We start from the raw sequence: 19900 nt of genomic DNA, 5'->3' as shown, positions 1-19900 counted from the left end.
CGTCGGTCATCCATACGGTGCCGACATGCCTGAAGCCCATCCTCTCATCCTAGCTCTGGTTTCCTACCTCGAGCACGATGCCCTTCCGACCATCGTGTTGGACACCGACTACAACATCCTCGCCGCCAATGCGGCCTATCGCCGTCAGTTTGGCCGGCATGATCAGGCCCCACTGGGCGAGAAGTGCCACAGGGTTTCGCACCACTACGCTGTGCCGTGCGACCAGGCTGGCGAACATTGCCCGATGCGCAAGGCGTGGGACAGCAAGGTACCGGAGCGGGTATTGCACATTCATCACACACCACGTGGCCCGGAGCATGTGGATGTGGAGTTGCGGCCGATCCTGGATGAGCAGGGCAAGGTAGTGGCCTTTGTCGAACGCCTCACCACCATCACCCTCGCTTCGGCCCAGCCACAGGAGCAGGGGTTGGTCGGCCGCGCGCCAACCTTCAAGGCCGCGCTGGCCAGCCTGCAGCGTGCGGCACCGGCGCAGATCCCGGTGTTGCTGCAGGGTGAATCAGGGACCGGCAAGGAGCTGTTCGCCCGTGCAGTGCACATGGGCAGCCCCAGGGCCAACGGCCCACTGGTGGTGGTCGACTGCACCGGCCTGACCGAGTCGTTGTTCGAGAGTGAACTGTTCGGCTATGAGAAGGGCGCGTTCACCGGGGCGAATCAGCGCAAGATCGGCTTGGCCGAGGCGGCGCATGGCGGCACCTTGTTCCTCGATGAAATTGGTGAAGTGCCGCTGGCGATGCAGGTGAAGTTGCTGCGCCTGATAGAGTCCGGGAGTTTCCGTCCCGTGGGCAGCCTGCGCACTGTGCATTCGGATTTCCGCCTGATATCGGCCACCCATAAACCACTTAAACAAATGGTCGCGGATGGCTCCTTCCGAGAAGACCTGTATTACCGCATCAGCGGCTTCCCGATTCGTCTGCCTGCATTGCGCGAACGGGTGGAAGATCTGCCGCTGCTCGCACAGAGCCTGCTGCAGCGCATGGCCGGCCAGCCGACGCCCAGGCTGAGTGAAGACGCCTTGCAGCAACTTGCATTGCATCCGTTTCCGGGCAATATCCGCGAACTGCGCAACATTCTGGAACGCGCGCGTTTGTTTGCCGATGACGGTGTGATCAGGCCAGAGCATTTACCGGAAGACACTGGACTGACTGGCGCGGCTAAAGGAAGCGGCCGTCGCAATGACCTGGGTGAGCTGGCGCAGGCGCTGGAGCAGTTCAAAGGCTCGCGCAGTGAACTGGCCAGTCATCTTGGCATGAGTGAACGCACGCTGTATCGCCGCTTGAAAGCGCTCGGGCTGAACTGAAAGAACGCCAGACTTTACCGGACCTTTACCTGCGCCCTGACATTGAAAGGGAAAAATCGTGGTCTGATCAGTTAACCGAACCTGGCAATCAATACTTGCCAGGCGATTAACAGGCAGAGGACCGCATCAAAATGAAGAAAGCCCTAACCGTGATCTGCGCCGCGCTCATGCTCAGCACACCGCTGGCAAGCTTCGCGCAACCGGGCCCGCCTGATCGGCATGATGGCGGCCCATCGCACCAAGGCAACCCGCCACAGGGTCAACCACAGCACCAGGGCCGACATGACAATGGCCGCGGTCCTGCTTACCGTGATCCAAACTTCCACCCACAACAAGGCATGCCGATACCTCATAAGCAGTGGCAGCGGGGTCATGCCGTTGATCCACATTACCGTGGAGACCGTTACTGGGTAACTGACTGGAAAGCGCGCCACCTGTATGCGCCACCTCGTGATCATCGTTGGCTGTATGTGAATGGCGACTATGTGCTGGTGGCCATTGCCAGCGGTTTGATCGTGAACATTCTCACCGGCTACTGATTTTTTGCAGACACTAAAAAGCCCGCATCAGCGGGCTTTTTAGTGTCTGGCGAATTACACCTGATCAGAAGTCCAGGTTCGACACCGACAGCGCGTTACTTTCGATGAAGTCACGACGCGGCTCGACCGCATCACCCATCAGGGTGTTGAAGATCTGGTCAGCGGCGATGGCATCTTCGATCGTGACCTTGAGCATACGGCGAACGGTCGGGTCCATGGTGGTTTCCCACAGTTGGTCCGGGTTCATCTCCCCCAGCCCTTTGTATCGCTGAATCGTATGGCGCTTGGTGGTCTCGTTCATCAGCCAATCCAGGCCCTCTTTGAACTCGACGATTGCCTTGCGGCGTTCACCGCGCTGCACGTACGCACCTTCACCCAACAGGCTCGAAAGCTTGGCACCAATGTTGACTACGGTACGGTAGTCATTGCTGCCGAAGAAATCGCGGTTGAACGTGATATAGCTGGCCAGACCGTGAGAGGTAATTTCCACTTCAGGCAGCCATACGTTGCGCTCTTTGTCTTCACGCAGGCTGGCGTTGTAAGCCAGGCCAGACTTCTGGCTGGAGTTCAGACGCGCCTGGAACTGGGCCAGCCAGGCCTGCATCACTGCGTGGTCACCCAACTGCTCCAGGGTCACCTCAGGCAGGTAGACGAAGTGCTCAGTCAGCTCTTCCGGGTACAAACGCGACAGGCGCTTGAGAGTCTTCATGACACTACGGAACTCATTCACCAGCGCTTCCAGCTGCACGCCGGAAACTGCTGGCGCCGATTCGTCCAGGTGCAGGCTGGCATCTTCCAGAGCCGACTGGGTCATGTACTCTTCCATGGCCTCATCGTCCTTGATGTACTGCTCCTGCTTGCCTCGTTTCACCTTGTACAGCGGCGGCTGGGCAATATAGATGTAGCCACGCTCGACCAGCTCCGGCAGCTGACGGAAGAAGAAAGTCAGCAGCAGCGTACGGATGTGCGAACCGTCAACGTCAGCATCGGTCATGATGATGATGTTGTGATAACGCAGTTTGTCGATGTTGTACTCTTCACGGCCGATACCACAGCCCAGCGCAGTGATCAGCGTGCCCACTTCCTGGGACGAAATCATCTTGTCGAAGCGCGCTTTCTCGACGTTGAGGATTTTACCCTTCAGCGGCAAGATCGCCTGGGTACGACGGTTGCGGCCTTGCTTGGCCGAGCCACCCGCAGAGTCACCCTCCACCAGGTACAGTTCGGAGAGAGCAGGATCCTTCTCTTGGCAGTCGGCCAGTTTGCCCGGCAGACCCGCGATATCCAGCGCACCTTTACGGCGGGTCATTTCACGGGCTTTACGGGCGGCTTCACGGGCGCGAGCGGCGTCGATCATCTTGCCAACGACGGCCTTCGCCTCGTTCGGGTTTTCCAAGAGGAAATCGGCGAAGTACTTGTTCATCTCCTGTTCCACGGCGGTTTTCACCTCCGAGGAGACCAGCTTGTCCTTGGTCTGCGAGCTGAACTTCGGGTCCGGTACCTTCACCGAGATGATTGCGGTCAGGCCTTCACGGGCGTCGTCGCCAGTGGTTGCCACCTTGTTCTTCTTGGCCAGGCCTTCCTGCTCGATGTAGCTGTTAAGGCTACGGGTCAGCGAGGAACGGAAGCCCACCAGGTGGGTGCCGCCATCTCGCTGCGGAATATTGTTGGTAAAGCACAGCAGGTTTTCGTTGAAGCTGTCGTTCCATTGCAGGGCGACTTCAACACCCACGCCATCGTCACGCTGAACGTTGAAGTGGAACACCTGGGAGTTGACCGGCGTCTTGTTGGTGTTCAAGTACTCGACGAACGCACGCAGACCGCCTTCGTACTTGAAGAACTCTTCCTTACCGCTGCGCTCATCCTTCAGCAGAATGCCAACGCCCGAGTTGAGGAACGACAGCTCGCGGATGCGCTTGGCCAGGATGTCCCAGCTGAAGTGAATGTTCTTGAAGGTTTCAGCCGATGGCTTGAAGTGGATGTGGGTACCCGTGGTTTCACTGTCACCGACAACCGCCATGGGCGCTTGTGGAACACCGTGAACGTAAGTCTGTTCCCAGATCTTGCCGCTACGGCGAACGGTCAGAACCAGCTTCTCGGACAGGGCGTTCACAACCGACACACCTACACCGTGCAGACCGCCGGATACTTTGTAGGAGTTGTCGTCGAACTTACCGCCGGCGTGCAGCACAGTCATGATGACCTCGGCTGCGGAAACGCCTTCTTCCTTATGCACATCGACCGGAATGCCGCGACCGTTGTCGCGCACACTGATAGATTCGTCCGGATGGATGATGACAGTGATGTCATCGCAGTGACCGGCGAGGGCTTCGTCGATCGAGTTGTCGACCACCTCGAAGACCATGTGGTGCAGGCCACTACCATCATCGGTGTCGCCAATGTACATGCCGGGACGCTTGCGTACGGCATCCAAACCTTTCAGCACCTTGATGCTGGAGGAGTCGTACGTTTGATTTTCGCTCATGCCTTCACTCCCGATGGTCGTGGGTCTGGGTGATACGGCCTTGTTCCACGTGGAACAAAGCAACTGGCGTTTCCGTCTGCCAGCCTTCCCTCAGTAATTCGTGATCTACACAGGTGATGAACACCTGGCAGCGTAATTCTTCAAGCAAGCGGCACAGTGCGCGGCGATGCTGGTCATCCAGTTCGGACGGCAAGTCATCCACGAGATAAATACAGTGACCGCGGCGAGCCTGACTAACGAGGTGGCCTTGGGCAATGCGCAATGCGCATACCACCAACTTTTGCTGACCACGCGACAGGATGTCGGCTGCGTTATTGCCAGCCAACCGCAAACGCAGATCAGCACGCTGCGGACCGGCTTGGGTATGGCCCATCTGCTGATCGCGAAGGAGGGAGGAGGCGAGCACTTCTTGCAGTTCCCGGTCCTTGTCCCAGCCTCGGTAGTAGCTTAGGGTCAACCCGTCCAGCTCGACCAGTTCGCTCAGGGTTCGCTCGAAGACGGGCTTCAAGGCCTTGATGTAGTTGCGACGGTATTCATCTATTTCCGCGCTAGCCAGGCACAATTCCCGGTCCCAGGCGGCTTGCGAAGCTGGGTCAAGTGTACCATGACGCAACCATGAGTTCCGCTGCCGCAGCGCCTTCTGAAGGCGTTGCCAGGCTGGCAGAAAACGAGGTTCCACGTGGAACACCCCCCAGTCCAGAAACTGGCGGCGTATTTTTGGGGCGCCTTCAAGCAGCCGGAAACTGTCTGGGTTGATGAGCTGGAGCGGCAGTAACTCAGCCAATTGCGCGGCGCTGCGCGCATTCTGCCCATCGATGCGGATAGTAAACTCCCCTTGTCGCTCACGGGACACACCCAGGTTGCTCGTACCACCCTCCGTCAGCTGAACCTCGCCGAACACAGTACAGGCAGCCTGTTCGTACTGAATAACCGGATTCAGGCGGGTGCTGCGAAATGAACGGGCCAGGCCGAGCAAATGCACGGCTTCGAGCACGCTGGTCTTGCCGCTGCCGTTGGCGCCGTAAAGGATGTTGATGCGGGGGGAGGGTAAGAGTGTCACCGGGTGCAAGTTGCGCACCGCGGTGACCATGATACGTCGAAGGGACATTTCGCCTGCTACAGGTTACAGGCGCATCGGCATGACAACGTAGGAAGAATCGTCATTGCCAGCTTCCTGCAGCAGCGCACTGCTGTTTGAATCGGACAAGATCAGACGAACTTGCTCAGTAGTCATCACGCCCAGCACGTCCAGCAAGTAGCTGACGTTGAAACCAATCTCCAGCGAGCTACCTTCGTAGTCCACGCTGATTTCTTCTTCAGCTTCTTCCTGCTCAGGGTTGTTAGCCTGGATCTTCAGTTGACCGGCAGCCAGTTGCAGGCGAATACCGCGGTACTTTTCGTTGGAAAGAATCGCAGTACGGCTGAAAGCTTCACGCAGCGCCTGGCGGTCTCCGACAACCAGCTTGTCACCGCCTTTGGGCAGTACGCGCTCGTAGTCCGGGAACTTGCCGTCCACCAGCTTGGAGGTAAAGGTGAACTCGCCAGTAGTGGCGCGGATGTGATGCTGGCCCAGCACGATGCTGACCATACCTTCAGGATCGGTCAGCAGGCGCGCCAACTCCAGGATACCTTTACGCGGCACGATGACCTGGTGTCGATCCTCCTGCTCGATCGGCGCGCTCATCGAGCAAAGCGCCAAGCGGTGACCGTCGGTGGATACGGCCCGCAACGTGTTGCGGGAAACCTCAAGCAGCATGCCGTTGAGGTAATAGCGCACATCCTGCTGGGCCATGGCGAAGCTGGTTCGCTCGATCAGGCGGCGCAGCTTGCTCTGCTCCAGGTTGCAGGTCAGCGAACCCGGGCCTTCTTCCACAGTCGGGAAGTCGTTGGCAGGCAGGGTCGACAGGGTGAAGCGGCTGCGGCCGGCCTTTACCAACAACTTCTGCTCATCGACCTTGATATCGATCAGGGCGTCGTTAGGCAGGCTTTTGCAGATGTCCATCAGCTTGCGCGCCGGAACAGTGATCTCGCCAGGCTCGGCCGGCTCTTCCAGTTGCACTCGGCCTACCAGCTCGACTTCCAGGTCGGTACCGGTCAACGACAGTTGCTGGCCTTGTACGACCAGCAATACGTTGGACAGGACCGGCAAGGTCTGACGGCGCTCGACGACACCGGCGACCAGTTGCAGGGGTTTCAACAGGGCTTCGCGTTGAATGGTGAAATGCATGGTCTAGTCCCTTGCCTTCAATTAGCTGCGCAGACGGCCATCAGGTCGTCAGCGTCCGCAGCAGGTTCTTGTAGTCCTCGCGGATGTCCGCGTCGGATTCCTTCAGTTCATTGATTTTGCGGCAGGCGTGCAGCACGGTCGTATGGTCGCGACCACCGAACATGTCGCCGATTTCCGGCAGACTGTGGTTGGTCAACTCCTTGGACAGGGCCATGGCTACCTGACGCGGGCGCGCGACAGAACGCGAACGACGCTTGGACAACAGATCGGAGATCTTGATCTTGTAGTACTCAGCGACGGTACGCTGAATGTTATCCACACTGACCAGTTTGTCTTGCAGCGCCAACAGATCCTTGAGCGATTCACGAATCAGCTCGATGGTGATGTCACGCCCCATGAAGTGCGAATGAGCGATAACCCGCTTCAGTGCACCTTCCAGCTCACGGACGTTGGATCGAATGCGCTGAGCGATGAAAAAGGCTGCGTCATGCGGGAGCTCGACTTTGGCCTGGTCGGCCTTCTTCATCAGGATTGCTACGCGGGTCTCCAGCTCTGGCGGCTCGACAGCCACCGTCAGGCCCCAACCAAAGCGCGACTTCAGACGCTCTTCCAGGCCTTCGATTTCCTTGGGATAGCGGTCAGAGGTAAGGATTACCTGCTGGCCGCCCTCAAGCAAGGCGTTGAAGGTGTGGAAAAACTCTTCTTGCGAGCGCTCTTTGCGAGCGAAGAACTGGATATCGTCGATCAGCAACGCGTCCACCGAGCGGTAGAAGCGCTTGAATTCGTTGATGGCATTGAGTTGCAACGCTTTGACCATGTCCGCGACGAAACGCTCCGAATGCAGGTACACCACCTTGGCGTTCGGATTCTTCTTCAGCAGATGGTTACCCACAGCATGCATAAGGTGGGTTTTACCCAAACCCACACCGCCATAAAGGAACAGTGGGTTGTAACCATGCTTAGGGTTGTCCGCAACCTGCCAGGCAGCCGCGCGGGCGAGCTGGTTCGACTTACCTTCGACGAAGGTGTCAAAGGTAAAGGTCCGGTTCAGATAACTGGTGTGCTTGAGCGCACCTTCAACCTGCACGGTGCGCTGTTCAGCCCGGCCACCACTGGGCGGCGCCGCAGCAGGCTCGGCCATGGCATCAAAGCTGTCACGCGAAGACGTCTCGACCAGTACAGGCTCGGCTGCAGCCACGGCAACGGGTTCAACCGCTGCTGCCGGGGCTGTCTTGTGTGCCTGAGTCTGCGCCAGCGAAGCCGCAACGGCAGCGCTGACCGGCGCGTTGGGCGCAGCCCTTGGGGCCGAGCTGCGGCGGCTACCTATTAATAAGGAAAGGGCTGGTGCAATGCCGCTACCGTTCTCACCCAACAGCTCGAGCAAGCGACCCAGGTACTTTTCATTGACCCAATCGAGAACGAAACGGTTAGGCGCATAGACGCGCAACTCGTCGCCTTCGGCTTCGACCTGTAGCGGACGGATCCAGGTGTTGAATTGCTGGGCAGGCAGTTCATCGCGCAGAAGCTCCACGCACTGCTGCCAAAGTTCCACTGACACGGATATCCCCTGAGTTTGAAAGCCGGATGAGGCAAAAACAAACCGCCATTGTACCGGTCGAGCGTTCAGTTATCCACATGTGGACACGTTAGGAACCACGACAAAACAGCCATTTATCGACCAAAACGGCTTTTCGCCTCTGTGAATAAGCCCTGTGGATAAACGCCCATAAGGGCTATGCACAACCCCAACCCTTAGCCTGTTGATAACTCCACTGTGGATAACAGGTGTTTTCATCCACAGCTTTCGCTCACGATGGGAACAAGCGCAGCACGGGTTCAGAACAAAGTTGTAAAACTCTGTACACCCCGTAATTCATGAGCTAGAGCAGGTTATCCACAGAAGGTTATCCACTTAAGAGTTATAAGTTCTTCAAAAAAGCTTTTTATATGTCTCTTCTTTTTTTTCATGTTGTCCCCGATCCGTGTGTCCGATCAAGCACCCCTTGGGCACTGATCAACAGGCACCGTCCATCACATGCTCTATATGGAAAGACTGGTTGGAAATTGACCTATGGGCTTGCTTTCTCTAGAATCGCCGGTCTCTTAAAAAGGGGGCCATCCCGGCCCGTCGTCGACAAACCAGGTAACACGCCATGAAACGTACTTTCCAACCAAGCACCATCAAGCGCGCCCGCACCCACGGTTTCCGTGCCCGTATGGCTACCAAGAACGGCCGTGCTGTTCTGTCGCGTCGTCGTGCCAAAGGCCGTAAGCGTCTGGCCATTTGATTTTTCGGCACAGGTGGTGAGTCAGGACTTCAGTCGGGAAAAGCGACTGCTTACACCCCGGCATTTCAAAGCGGTCTTCGACTCCCCAACCGGCAAGGTTCCAGGGAAAAACCTGCTGATCCTTGCTCGCGAGAACGGCCTCGATCACCCACGCCTTGGCTTGGTAATCGGCAAGAAGAGTGTCAAGCTCGCCGTTCAACGCAACCGCCTCAAGCGCTTGATGCGCGATTCCTTTCGTCTGAACCAGCAATTGCTTGCCGGCCTGGACATCGTGATCGTCGCGCGCAAGGGATTGGGTGAGATAGAAAACCCGGAATTGCACCAACACTTTGGCAAGCTCTGGAAACGCCTGGCGCGCAGCCGGCCGACACCAGCAGTCACCGCCAATTCCGCAGGGGTAGACAGCCAAGATGCGTAAACTGGCACTCGTTCCGATCCAGTTTTACCGTTACGCCATTAGTCCTCTGATGGCCAATCACTGTCGGTTTTTCCCCAGTTGCTCCTGTTACGCGTATGAAGCCATCGAAAACCATGGCATCTGGCGTGGTGGGTGGCTGGCCGTTCGTCGCCTGGGGCGTTGTCATCCGTGGAATGACGGCGGTTTCGACCCCGTTCCACCCGCTCCTTCCTCCCGAACTTCTTCGATAGCCGAGTAATCATGGATATTAAACGCACGATCCTGATCGCCGCGCTGGCAGTCGTGTCCTACGTCATGGTCCTGAAGTGGAACGATGACTACGGCCAGGCTGCCCTGCCGACTCAGAATACTGCTGCCAGCACTGTTGCTCCGGGCTTGCCCGATGGCGTGCCGGCCGGTAACAACGGTGCCAGCGCCGATGTACCGAGCGCCAACGCCGAATCGAGCCCTGCCGAACTGGCACCGGTCGCACTCAGCAAGGACCTGATCCGAGTCAAGACCGACGTTCTGGAACTGGCTATCGATCCGGTCGGTGGTGACATCGTCCAGCTGAACCTGCCGAAGTACCCACGCCGTCAAGACCACCCGAACATTCCATTCCAGTTGTTCGACAACGGTGGTGAACGTGTTTACCTGGCACAAAGTGGTCTGACCGGCACCGATGGCCCGGATGCCCGCGCCAGCGGCCGTCCCCTGTATGCCGCCGAGCAGAAGAGCTACCAGCTGGCCGACGGCCAGGAACAACTGGTGGTAGACCTGAAGTTCAGTGACAACGGTGTCAACTACATCAAGCGTTTCAGCTTCAAGCGCGGTGAGTACGACCTGAATGTCAGCTACCTGATCGACAACCAGAGCGGCCAGGCCTGGAGCGGCAACATGTTTGCCCAGCTCAAGCGTGATGCCAGCGGCGATCCGTCCTCCAGTACTGCCACCGGCACCGCTACCTACCTGGGCGCTGCCCTGTGGACAGCATCTGAGCCTTACAAAAAGGTCTCGATGAAGGACATCGACAAAGGTAGTTTGAAAGAAAATGTGTCCGGCGGTTGGGTTGCCTGGCTGCAGCACTACTTCGTGACCGCCTGGATTCCGGCCAAGTCGGACAACAACGTTGTCCAGACCCGCAAGGATAGCCAGGGCAACTACATCATCGGCTACACCGGCCCGGTTATCAGCGTACCGGCTGGCGGCAAGGTCGAAACCAGTGCCCTGCTGTACGCTGGTCCGAAGATCCAGTCCAAGCTGAAAGAGTTGTCCCCAGGCCTGGAATTGACCGTCGACTACGGCTTCCTGTGGTTCATCGCTCAGCCGATCTTCTGGCTGCTGCAACATATCCACAGCCTGCTGGGTAACTGGGGCTGGTCGATCATCGTGCTGACCATGTTGATCAAAGGCCTGTTCTTCCCACTGTCGGCTGCCAGCTACCGCTCCATGGCGCGTATGCGTGCCGTTGCACCTAAGCTCGCCGCACTCAAGGAACGCTTCGGTGACGATCGCCAGAAGATGTCCCAGGCGATGATGGAGCTTTACAAGAAAGAGAAGATCAACCCACTGGGCGGCTGCCTGCCGATCCTGGTGCAGATGCCGGTATTCCTGGCCCTGTACTGGGTATTGCTGGAAAGCGTGGAAATGCGCCAGGCCCCATGGATACTGTGGATTACCGACCTGTCGATCAAGGATCCGTTCTTTATCCTGCCGATCATCATGGGCGCCACCATGTTCATCCAGCAGCGCCTGAACCCGACACCGCCGGATCCGATGCAGGCCAAGGTGATGAAAATGATGCCAATCATCTTCACCTTCTTCTTCCTGTGGTTCCCTGCCGGTCTGGTGCTGTACTGGGTTGTGAACAACTGCCTGTCGATTTCGCAGCAGTGGTACATCACTCGCCGTATCGAAGCAGCTACCAAAAAAGCTGCTGCTTGACGGGCTAATACGCTAGCCTGTGAATAAAAAACGCCCCCTAGTGGGGCGTTTTTGCTATCTGTCGTTTTTGTCGTAGAGGCTTTCGAGCATGAACACTGTGCGTGAAACCATCGCCGCCATCGCCACGGCCCAAGGCCGGGGCGGTGTGGGAATTGTCAGGTTGTCCGGCCCTCTGGCTGCCAAGGCCGGCCTGTTGATCACTGGCCGCACCCTGACCCCGCGGCATGCCCATTACGGTCCATTCCGCGACGATGAAGGGCTGGTGCTGGACGAAGGGATTGCTCTGTTCTTTCCCGGGCCTAATTCGTTCACTGGTGAGGACGTGCTTGAACTGCAGGGACACGGCGGCCCGGTGGTTTTGGACATGCTGCTGCAGCGCTGTGTACAAGTCGGCTGTCGTCTGGCTCGCCCGGGCGAGTTCAGCGAGCGCGCCTTCCTTAACGACAAGCTCGACCTGGCGCAGGCCGAAGCCATCGCCGACCTGATCGAGGCCAGTTCCAGCCAGGCAGCGCGCAACGCCCTGCGCTCGCTGCAAGGGGAATTCTCCAAGCGTGTGCACAGCCTCACCGAGGCGTTGATTGCCTTGCGTATTTACGTCGAGGCGGCGATCGACTTTCCTGAGGAAGAGATCGACTTCCTCGCCGATGGCCATGTGCTGTCGATGCTTGATGCCGTGCGCAGCGAGTTATCCAGTGTGCAGCGCGAGGCCGGGCAGGGCGCCTTGCTGCGTGACGGCATGACGGTAGTCATTGCTGGCCGACCGAATGCCGGTAAATCGAGCTTGCTGAACCAGCTGGCCGGGCGGGAAGCAGCCATCGTCACTGACATCGCCGGCACCACGCGGGATATCCTGCGCGAACATATCCACATCGACGGCATGCCGCTGCACGTTGTCGATACTGCCGGCTTGCGCGATACCGATGACCATGTGGAAAAGATCGGTGTGGAACGCGCCCTGAAGGCCATTGGCGAGGCAGACCGTGTGCTGCTGGTGGTCGACTCCACTGCGCCCGAGGCCAGCGATCCGTTCGCTTTGTGGCCGGAGTTTCTCGCTCAGCGGCCGGAACCGGCCAAGGTCACGTTGATTCGCAACAAGGCCGACCTGAGTGGTGAGCGGGTAGCGCTGGAACAGTGCGATGACGGCCATGTGACCATTACCCTGAGCGCCAAGGGCGACGACACAGGGCTGCAACTGCTCCGCGACCATCTGAAGGGTTGTATGGGTTACGAGCAGACTGCAGAGAGTGGCTTCAGCGCCCGCCGGCGCCATCTGGATGCCTTGCGCCAAGCCAGCGAGCACCTGGAGCACGGCCGTGCTCAATTGACCTTGGCGGGCGCGGGAGAGCTTCTGGCTGAGGACTTACGCCAGGCACAGCATGCGCTGGGGGAGATTACAGGAGCATTCAGCTCGGATGACCTGCTTGGACGGATATTCTCCAGCTTCTGCATCGGCAAGTAATCCACAGCCAGGCAAGGCCAAGCGCCGCTCCTTAGGGAGCGGCTTTTTTTTGCCTGAAATTCGTTGCAGAAGATGAATGCAGGCCGATGACCCAAACACCTGTGGGGGCGGGCGGACCCGCGAAGAAGCCCTTACAAGCTCCAGATCTCTGTGGATGTACCGACCCCTTCGCGGGCTCGATCGCTCCAACCTGACCATGTCTGGCCGCCAGCGCGATGAATTTTCCATGCTCGGCTCGAAAACTGTGCTCAGGAGCCCTGTGGAAAAGTCGCCTTCAGCTCAGTTGATAAGCGGGCTTTTTTTCTGAGGAAAAACCCGCCTGTGGGTAAACAGCCATTTAATCCACAGGCTAAAAGACGTTATCCATAGGCCTCATGGCACTCCAGACACAGGGTTTAATTTCTCTCTACATAGCGCCATTATTGGGATACAGGACTTTATCCACAGATATCGCTGTGCATAAGAATAAACATAAAAACAAAGCTTTTTAAATTTCTTCTCTTTGATTTCTGTTGTTTGCCACTCATCCACAGACTGGTCAAAATTTGCTCAGACGGTTTCTTTACTGGGGGTGAAGTCCCTATACTTGTCCGCTTACCTTCTCTATTCGCAAAAACAGGCACGAGGTGCGTGGTGGATTTCCCTTCCCGTTTTGACGTGATCGTCATCGGCGGCGGCCATGCCGGTACCGAGGCTGCGCTTGCGTCTGCACGCATGGGTGTGAAAACCCTGCTGCTGACCCATAACGTGGAAACCCTCGGTCACATGAGCTGCAACCCCGCCATCGGCGGTATTGGCAAAAGCCATCTGGTCAAAGAGATCGATGCGCTCGGCGGCGCCATGGCGCTGGCCACCGACAAGAGCGGCATCCAGTTCCGCGTTCTGAACAACCGCAAGGGCCCGGCCGTACGAGCCACCCGTGCGCAAGCCGACCGCGCCATCTACAAGGCAGTGGTACGTGAAATCCTGGAAAACCAGCCAAACCTGTGGATATTCCAGCAGTCCTGCGATGACCTGATCGTCGAGCAGGACCAGGTCAAAGGCGTGGTGACCCAGATGGGCCTGCGTTTCTTTGCCGAATCGGTGGTGCTGACTACCGGTACCTTCCTCGGCGGCCTTATCCACATTGGTCTGCAAAACCATTCCGGTGGTCGCGCCGGTGATCCACCTTCGATTGCCCTGGCCCACCGCATGCGTGAACTGCCGCTGCGCGTCGGCCGCCTGAAAACCGGTACCCCGCCACGCATTGACGGCCGCTCGGTGGACTTCTCGGTAATGACCGAACAGCCAGGCGATACGCCGATCCCGGTGATGTCGTTCATGGGCAATGCCGAAATGCACCCGCGTCAGGTGAGCTGCTGGATTACCCACACCAATGCGCGCACCCACGAGATCATTGCCTCGAACCTCGACCGTTCACCGATGTACTCGGGCGTGATCGAAGGTGTCGGTCCGCGCTACTGTCCGTCGATCGAAGACAAGATCCACCGCTTCGCCGACAAGGAAAGCCACCAGGTGTTCATTGAGCCGGAAGGCTTGAACACCCATGAGTTGTATCCCAACGGTATTTCCACTTCGCTGCCGTTCGACGTGCAGTTGGAGCTGGTCCGTTCGATCCGCGGCATGGAAAACGCCCACATCGTGCGCCCGGGCTATGCCATCGAGTACGACTACTTCGATCCCCGTGACCTCAAGTACAGCCTCGAGACCAAAGTTATCGGCGGCCTGTTCTTCGCCGGGCAGATCAACGGCACCACCGGGTACGAAGAAGCCGGCGCCCAGGGCCTGCTGGCCGGGACTAACGCCGCACTTCGGGCGCAGGGCCGTGACAGCTGGTGCCCGCGCCGCGACGAGGCATACATCGGCGTACTGGTGGACGACCTGATTACCTTGGGTACGCAGGAGCCGTACCGCATGTTTACCTCGCGTGCCGAGTACCGGCTGATACTGCGCGAAGACAACGCCGACCTGCGCCTGACCGAAAAGGGCCGTGAACTGGGCCTGATCGATGACCTGCGCTGGGCCGCGTTCTGCGCCAAGCGCGACGGTATCGAGCGTGAGGAACAGCGCCTGAAATCGACCTGGGTTCGGCCGAATACCGAGCAAGGTCAGGCCGTTGTGGATAAATTCGGCACTCCGCTGAGCCACGAGTACAGCTTGCTCAACCTGCTGGCGCGCCCCGAAATCGACTACGCCGGCCTGATCGAAGCGACTGGCGGTGAAGCGATCGATCCACAGGTTGCCGAGCAGGTCGAGATCCGCACCAAATACGCCGGCTACATCGACCGCCAGCAGGATGAAATTGCCCGACTGCGCGCCAGCGAAGACACACGCCTGCCTGTGGATATCGACTACACGACGATTTCCGGCCTGTCCAAGGAGATACAGGGCAAGCTGAGCCAGACCCGTCCGGAGACGCTGGGCCAGGCTTCGCGTATCCCGGGTGTGACCCCGGCGGCGATTTCCCTGTTGCTGATTCACTTGAAAAAACGCGGCGCTGGCCGCGAATTGGAGCAAAGCGCTTGAGTTCCCTGGTCACCCCTCAACACGCTGAAGAGTTATCCACAGGTGCGCGCCAGCTTGGCGTCGAGCTGACTGCCGAGCAGCACGAGAAGCTGCTTGGCTACCTGGCTCTGTTGATCAAATGGAACAAAGCCTACAACCTGACTGCTGTGCGCGACCCGGACGAGATGGTTTCGCGCCACCTGCTCGACAGCCTTAGCGTCATGTCTTTTATCCACAACGATCGTGATAACTGGCTGGATGTTGGCAGCGGCGGTGGCATGCCCGGCATCCCGCTGGCTATCCTGCATCCACACAAGCGCGTCACCGTGCTGGACGCCAATGGCAAAAAAACCCGTTTCCTGACTCAGGTGAAAATGGAACTCAAGCTGGACAACCTCACGGTTATCCACAGCCGGGTCGAGGCGTTCCAGCCGGCACAACCGTTCGACGGAATCATCTCCCGCGCCTTCAGCAGCATGGAGAACTTCACCAACTGGACCCGCCACATGGGCGACACCGGGACGCAATGGCTTGCAATGAAGGGGCTGCATCCTGCCGATGAACTGGTAGCATTGCCCGCAGACTTCACAGTGGAAAGCGAACAGGCCCTGACCGTTCCGGGTTGCCAGGGCCAGCGCCATCTGCTGATACTGCGCCGCAAGGCATGACTGGGAACACTCGCAACAATGGCTAAGGTATTCGCAATCGCGAACCAGAAAGGTGGTGTGGGCAAGACAACCACCTGTATCAATCTCGCCGCCTCGCTGGCTGCGACCAAGCGTCGTGTCCTGCTGATCGACCTCGATCCGCAGGGCAACGCCACCATGGGCAGCGGTGTGGACAAGCACGAGCTCGAGCATTCGGTCTACGACCTGCTGATCGGGGAGTGCGACTTGGCCCAAGCTATGCACTACTCCGAGCACGGAGGCTTCCAGTTGCTGCCGGCAAACCGTGACCTGACCGCCGCTGAGGTGGTGCTGCTGGAAATGCAGGTCAAGGAAAGCCGTCTGCGCAACGCCCTGGCGCCTATTCGCGATAACTACGACTACATCCTCATCGACTGCCCGCCGTCGCTGTCGATGCTCACGCTGAATGCTCTGGTCGCTTCCGATGGCGTGATTATCCCCATGCAGTGTGAGTACTACGCACTGGAAGGTCTCAGCGACCTTGTGGATAACATCAAGCGTATCGCCGCCCGGTTGAACCCGGAGTTGAAGATCGAGGGCCTGCTGCGGACCATGTACGATCCGCGTCTGAGCCTGAACAACGATGTTTCGGCACAGTTGAAGGAGCACTTTGGCCCTCAGCTGTACGACACGGTCATTCCGCGCAACATTCGCTTGGCCGAGGCCCCCAGCTTCGGCATGCCAGCCCTTGCTTACGACAAGCAATCGCGGGGCGCGCTGGCGTACCTGGCCCTGGCTGGGGAACTGGTACGCCGTCAACGCCGTCCATCACGCACTGCACAAACAACTTAAGGAATCCGTATGGCCGTCAAGAAACGGGGTCTCGGACGTGGGTTGGATGCACTGCTCAGTGGTCCTTCCGTCAGCGCGCTCGAAGAGCAGGCTGTGAAGATCGACCAGAAAGAACTGCAACACCTGCCGGTCGAGCTGGTCCAGCGCGGCAAGTATCAGCCTCGCCGGGACATGGACCCGGAGGCGCTGGAAGAGCTTGCGCACTCGATTCGCAACCATGGTGTGATGCAACCGATCGTGGTACGCCCGATTGGCGACAACCGATACGAGATCATCGCCGGTGAGCGCCGTTGGCGCGCTACTCAGCAGGCCGGCCTGGACACGATCCCGGCCATGGTCCGCGAAGTGCCCGACGAAGCCGCCATCGCCATGGCATTGATCGAGAACATCCAGCGCGAAGACCTCAACCCACTGGAAGAGGCCATGGCCCTGCAGCGCCTGCAACAGGAATTCGAACTCACCCAGCAGCAGGTGGCTGACGCTGTGGGCAAGTCGCGGGTGACTGTGGCCAACCTGCTGCGCCTCATTACCTTGCCTGATGCGATCAAGACCATGCTCGCCCACGGTGATCTGGAGATGGGGCACGCCCGTGCATTGCTCGGCCTGGATGAAAATCGTCAGGAGGAGGGGGCGCGTCATGTTGTCGCACGTGGCCTCACCGTGCGCCAAACCGAGGCACTGGTCCGTCAGTGGCTCAGCGACAAGCCTGATCCGGTCGAACCGAGCAAACCTGATCCGGATATCGCACGCCTTGAACAGCGGCTCGCAGAGCGCCTGGGCTCGGCCGTGCAGATCCGTCATGGCAACAAGGGCAAAGGCCAGTTGGTTATTCGCTACAACTCGCTTGATGAGTTGCAAGGCGTGCTCGCTCACATCCGCTGAAACAATTCCTGTTGTAGCGCGAAGTCGGAAATCACTACCGAAGAGTTGAATAGGGGTTAATCCACCCCTATACTCTGCGCGCATTTTGTCGGCACAAATTATGCCAAGTCATAGCTGACTTGTTGGTCGACTTCCGAGGAGCAGTTGTGATGGAAATACGCACGCCAAACCGCCTGCCTTTCCATCGCTGGGCGGTTTTTCCGGTACTGCTGGCTCAATTTGTCGTACTGCTGCTGGCAACCTTGGTGGTGTGGCAGTGGAAAGGGTCGGTCAGTGGATATTCAGGCCTTTGCGGAGGTTTGATTGCCTGGCTGCCCAATGTGTATTTCGCCTGGAAGGCTTTTCGCTTCAGCGGGGCTCGGGCGGCACAAGCTATCGTCAAGTCGTTTTACGCTGGCGAGGCAGGCAAGATGATTTTGACGGCAGTGCTTTTTGCACTGACCTTTGCAGGAGTGAAGCCACTGGCGCCGCTAGCAGTATTCGGCGTCTTCGTGTTGACCCTTTTGGTCAGCTGGTTCGCGCCCCTGCTGATGAATAAAAGACTTTCGAGACCTTAGGGCGTTTGAGGCAACCATGGCAGCAGAAACCGCTTCGGGCTATATCCAGCACCACTTGCAGAACCTGACCTACGGTCAACTACCAGACGGCAGCTGGGGCTTCGCCCATTCGGCTGCAGAAGCCAAGGCAATGGGCTTCTGGGCGTTCCACCTGGACACCCTGGGTTGGTCCGTCGCGCTGGGTCTGATCTTCCTGTTGATCTTCCGCATGGCGGCCAAGAAGGCGACTTCCGGCCAACCTGGCGGTCTGCAGAACTTCGTTGAGGTGATGGTCGACTTCGTCAACGGCAGCGTGAAGGACTCCTTCCACGGCCGTAGCCCGGTAATCGCACCACTGGCGCTGACCATTTTCGTCTGGGTATTCCTGATGAACGCCGTCGACCTGGTACCGGTCGACTGGATCCCTCAGCTGGCCATCCTGATTTCCGGTGACCCGCACATTCCGTTCCGCGCCGTGTCGACCACTGACCCGAACGCGACCCTGGCCATGGCCTTCTGCGTCTTCGCCCTGATCATCTTCTACAGCATCAAGGTCAAGGGACTGGGCGGCTTCATCGGTGAGCTGACCCTGCACCCGTTTGGCAGCAAGAATATCTTCGTGCAGATCCTGCTGATTCCGGTCAACTTCCTGCTGGAATTCGTCACCCTGATCGCCAAGCCGATCTCGCTGGCACTGCGTCTGTTCGGCAACATGTATGCTGGCGAGCTGGTGTTCATCCTGATCGCTGTAATGTTCGGCTCCGGCCTGCTGTGGCTCAGCGGCCTGGGTGTGGTGCTGCAATGGGCGTGGGCTGTGTTCCACATCCTGATCATCACCCTGCAAGCTTTCATCTTCATGATGCTGACCATCGTCTACCTGTCGATGGCTCACGAAGATAACCATTAAGACCGCCTGGCGTGTCTGATAGCCTTCCCTGCCTGTACGGGGGGAGGGCTTAAAAAGTCCGCAAGGGCATGCTGTACCAAACGATTTGTTTTACCGCTTCAAACTAAAAACCTAACCAATACGACGTAAAAGTCGGGAGGAAAGATGGAAACTGTAGTTGGTCTGACCGCTATCGCTGTTGCTCTGCTGATCGGCCTGGGTGCTCTGGGTACCGCCATTGGTTTCGGCCTGCTGGGTGGCAAATTCCTGGAAGGCGCTGCTCGTCAGCCAGAAATGGTTCCGATGCTGCAGGTCAAAATGTTCATCGTTGCCGGTCTGCTCGACGCCGTAACCATGATCGGTGTTGGTATCGCTCTGTTCTTCACCTTCGCGAATCCGTTCGTTGGTCAGATCGCCGGCTAATCACTCGTCACCACGAGTTGATGGCTGTATGAATTAAGACCGAGCGAGGTGTTGGCGTGAACATTAATGCAACCCTGATTGGCCAATCCGTTGCTTTCCTGATTTTTGTACTCTTCTGCATGAAGTATGTATGGCCTCCGGTCATCACTGCTCTGCAAGAGCGCCAAAAGAAGATTGCCGACGGCTTGGACGCTGCCAACCGCGCAGCTCGCGACCTGGAGCTGGCCCAAGAGAAAGCGGGTCAGCAACTGCGTGAAGCTAAAGCACAAGCAGCCGAAATCATCGAGCAAAGCAAGAAACGCGCTGCTCAGCTTGTCGAGGAAGCCCGTGAACAGGCCCGCGTCGAAGCTGACCGTGTGAAGGCTCAGGCTCTGGCCGAGATCGAACAGGAACTGAACAGCGCTAAAGACGCCCTGCGTGCCCAAGTGGGTGCTCTGGCCGTTGGTGGTGCTGAAAAGATCCTTGGCGCCACAATCGATCAAAACGCGCATGCGGAGCTGGTTAACAAACTGGCCGCTGAAATTTAAGCGAGG

The 19900-nt window shown here is 58.2% G+C and carries 19 protein-coding genes; 15 read left to right on the top strand and 4 right to left on the bottom strand.

The genetic code is table 11. The features are described 5' to 3' along the window. Positions 1 to 25: 25 nt before the first annotated feature. Positions 26 to 1318, top strand: coding sequence for a sigma-54 interaction domain-containing protein (locus tag AC3WLP_RS07135; RefSeq protein WP_003253147.1), 1293 nt, complete (start codon positions 26 to 28; stop codon positions 1316 to 1318). A 131-nt stretch (positions 1319 to 1449) separates the two neighbouring features. After that, positions 1450 to 1857, top strand: a complete 408-nt coding sequence (locus tag AC3WLP_RS07130; protein ID WP_088512645.1) for an RcnB family protein — start codon at positions 1450 to 1452, stop codon at positions 1855 to 1857. 64 nt (positions 1858 to 1921) lie between these two features. On the opposite strand, the gene gyrB is transcribed toward AC3WLP_RS07130, so the two are convergent. From gyrB to dnaA, 4 genes are read right to left on the bottom strand one after another with little or no spacing between them, the layout of a single operon-like run. Next, entirely contained in the window at positions 1922 to 4342 is a 2421-nt protein-coding gene (gyrB, locus tag AC3WLP_RS07125; protein WP_003253152.1) for a DNA topoisomerase (ATP-hydrolyzing) subunit B, read from the bottom strand. A gap of 4 nt (positions 4343 to 4346) precedes the next feature. Continuing rightward, on the bottom strand, positions 4347 to 5450 hold the full coding sequence (gene recF, locus AC3WLP_RS07120) for a DNA replication/repair protein RecF (RefSeq protein ID WP_003253154.1): 1104 nt from the start codon (positions 5448 to 5450) through the stop codon (positions 4347 to 4349). 15 nt (positions 5451 to 5465) lie between these two features. After that, complete coding sequence (gene dnaN, locus AC3WLP_RS07115) at positions 5466 to 6569, bottom strand: DNA polymerase III subunit beta (protein ID WP_003253156.1); 1104 nt, start codon at positions 6567 to 6569, stop codon at positions 5466 to 5468. Positions 6570 to 6609: 40 nt separating this feature from the next. Then, complete coding sequence (gene dnaA, locus AC3WLP_RS07110; RefSeq protein WP_003253158.1) at positions 6610 to 8127, bottom strand: chromosomal replication initiator protein DnaA; 1518 nt, start codon at positions 8125 to 8127, stop codon at positions 6610 to 6612. Between the two features lie 595 nt (positions 8128 to 8722). Between dnaA and rpmH the strand changes: the two genes are divergently transcribed. From rpmH to AC3WLP_RS07045, 13 genes are all read left to right on the top strand, one after another. Then, positions 8723 to 8857 carry a 50S ribosomal protein L34 gene (gene rpmH, locus AC3WLP_RS07105; RefSeq protein ID WP_003253163.1) on the top strand — a complete coding sequence of 45 codons (135 nt, stop codon included), beginning with the start codon at positions 8723 to 8725 and terminating at the stop codon, positions 8855 to 8857. A gap of 13 nt (positions 8858 to 8870) precedes the next feature. Further along, entirely contained in the window at positions 8871 to 9275 is a 405-nt protein-coding gene (gene rnpA, locus AC3WLP_RS07100; RefSeq protein WP_003253166.1) for a ribonuclease P protein component, read from the top strand. Further along, complete coding sequence (gene yidD, locus AC3WLP_RS07095) at positions 9268 to 9513, top strand: membrane protein insertion efficiency factor YidD (protein ID WP_003253169.1); 246 nt, start codon at positions 9268 to 9270, stop codon at positions 9511 to 9513. The genes rnpA and yidD overlap by 8 nt, the downstream gene beginning before the upstream one ends. 2 nt (positions 9514 to 9515) lie before the next feature. Then, positions 9516 to 11198 carry a membrane protein insertase YidC gene (yidC, locus tag AC3WLP_RS07090; protein ID WP_003253171.1) on the top strand — a complete coding sequence of 561 codons (1683 nt, stop codon included), beginning with the start codon at positions 9516 to 9518 and terminating at the stop codon, positions 11196 to 11198. Between the two features lie 88 nt (positions 11199 to 11286). Beyond that, positions 11287 to 12657, top strand: a complete 1371-nt coding sequence (mnmE, locus tag AC3WLP_RS07085; protein ID WP_088512644.1) for a tRNA uridine-5-carboxymethylaminomethyl(34) synthesis GTPase MnmE — start codon at positions 11287 to 11289, stop codon at positions 12655 to 12657. 633 nt (positions 12658 to 13290) lie between these two features. Then, complete coding sequence (gene mnmG, locus AC3WLP_RS07080) at positions 13291 to 15183, top strand: tRNA uridine-5-carboxymethylaminomethyl(34) synthesis enzyme MnmG (RefSeq protein WP_088512674.1); 1893 nt, start codon at positions 13291 to 13293, stop codon at positions 15181 to 15183. After that, the gene (gene rsmG, locus AC3WLP_RS07075) at positions 15180 to 15830 is read left to right on the top strand and encodes a 16S rRNA (guanine(527)-N(7))-methyltransferase RsmG (RefSeq protein WP_088512643.1); all 651 of its coding nucleotides are present in this window, start codon (positions 15180 to 15182) and stop codon (positions 15828 to 15830) included. Before mnmG ends, rsmG begins: the two co-directional genes overlap by 4 nt. An 18-nt stretch (positions 15831 to 15848) precedes the next feature. Further along, positions 15849 to 16640 carry a ParA family protein gene (locus tag AC3WLP_RS07070; protein WP_003253182.1) on the top strand — a complete coding sequence of 264 codons (792 nt, stop codon included), beginning with the start codon at positions 15849 to 15851 and terminating at the stop codon, positions 16638 to 16640. Positions 16641 to 16649: 9 nt separating this feature from the next. Beyond that, positions 16650 to 17522 (top strand): ParB/RepB/Spo0J family partition protein, encoded by an 873-nt coding sequence (locus AC3WLP_RS07065; RefSeq protein ID WP_003253185.1) that lies wholly within the window; start codon positions 16650 to 16652, stop codon positions 17520 to 17522. Positions 17523 to 17671: 149 nt separating this feature from the next. After that, positions 17672 to 18079: a F0F1 ATP synthase subunit I gene (locus tag AC3WLP_RS07060; RefSeq protein ID WP_003253187.1), complete on the top strand. Its 408-nt coding sequence runs from the start codon at positions 17672 to 17674 to the stop codon at positions 18077 to 18079. 16 nt (positions 18080 to 18095) lie between these two features. Next, positions 18096 to 18965 (top strand): F0F1 ATP synthase subunit A, encoded by an 870-nt coding sequence (gene atpB, locus AC3WLP_RS07055; RefSeq protein WP_003253188.1) that lies wholly within the window; start codon positions 18096 to 18098, stop codon positions 18963 to 18965. Between the two features lie 144 nt (positions 18966 to 19109). Continuing rightward, positions 19110 to 19367, top strand: a complete 258-nt coding sequence (gene atpE / locus AC3WLP_RS07050) for a F0F1 ATP synthase subunit C (protein WP_003097235.1) — start codon at positions 19110 to 19112, stop codon at positions 19365 to 19367. Positions 19368 to 19423: 56 nt separating this feature from the next. Continuing rightward, the gene (locus AC3WLP_RS07045) at positions 19424 to 19894 is read left to right on the top strand and encodes a F0F1 ATP synthase subunit B (protein ID WP_003253189.1); all 471 of its coding nucleotides are present in this window, start codon (positions 19424 to 19426) and stop codon (positions 19892 to 19894) included. Positions 19895 to 19900: the final 6 nt, after the last annotated feature.

This window comes from Pseudomonas sp. FW305-E2 (genome assembly GCF_058782925.1).
The sequence above is the reverse complement of the archived record's forward strand: the minus strand, read 5'-3'. Positions and strand labels throughout refer to the sequence as shown.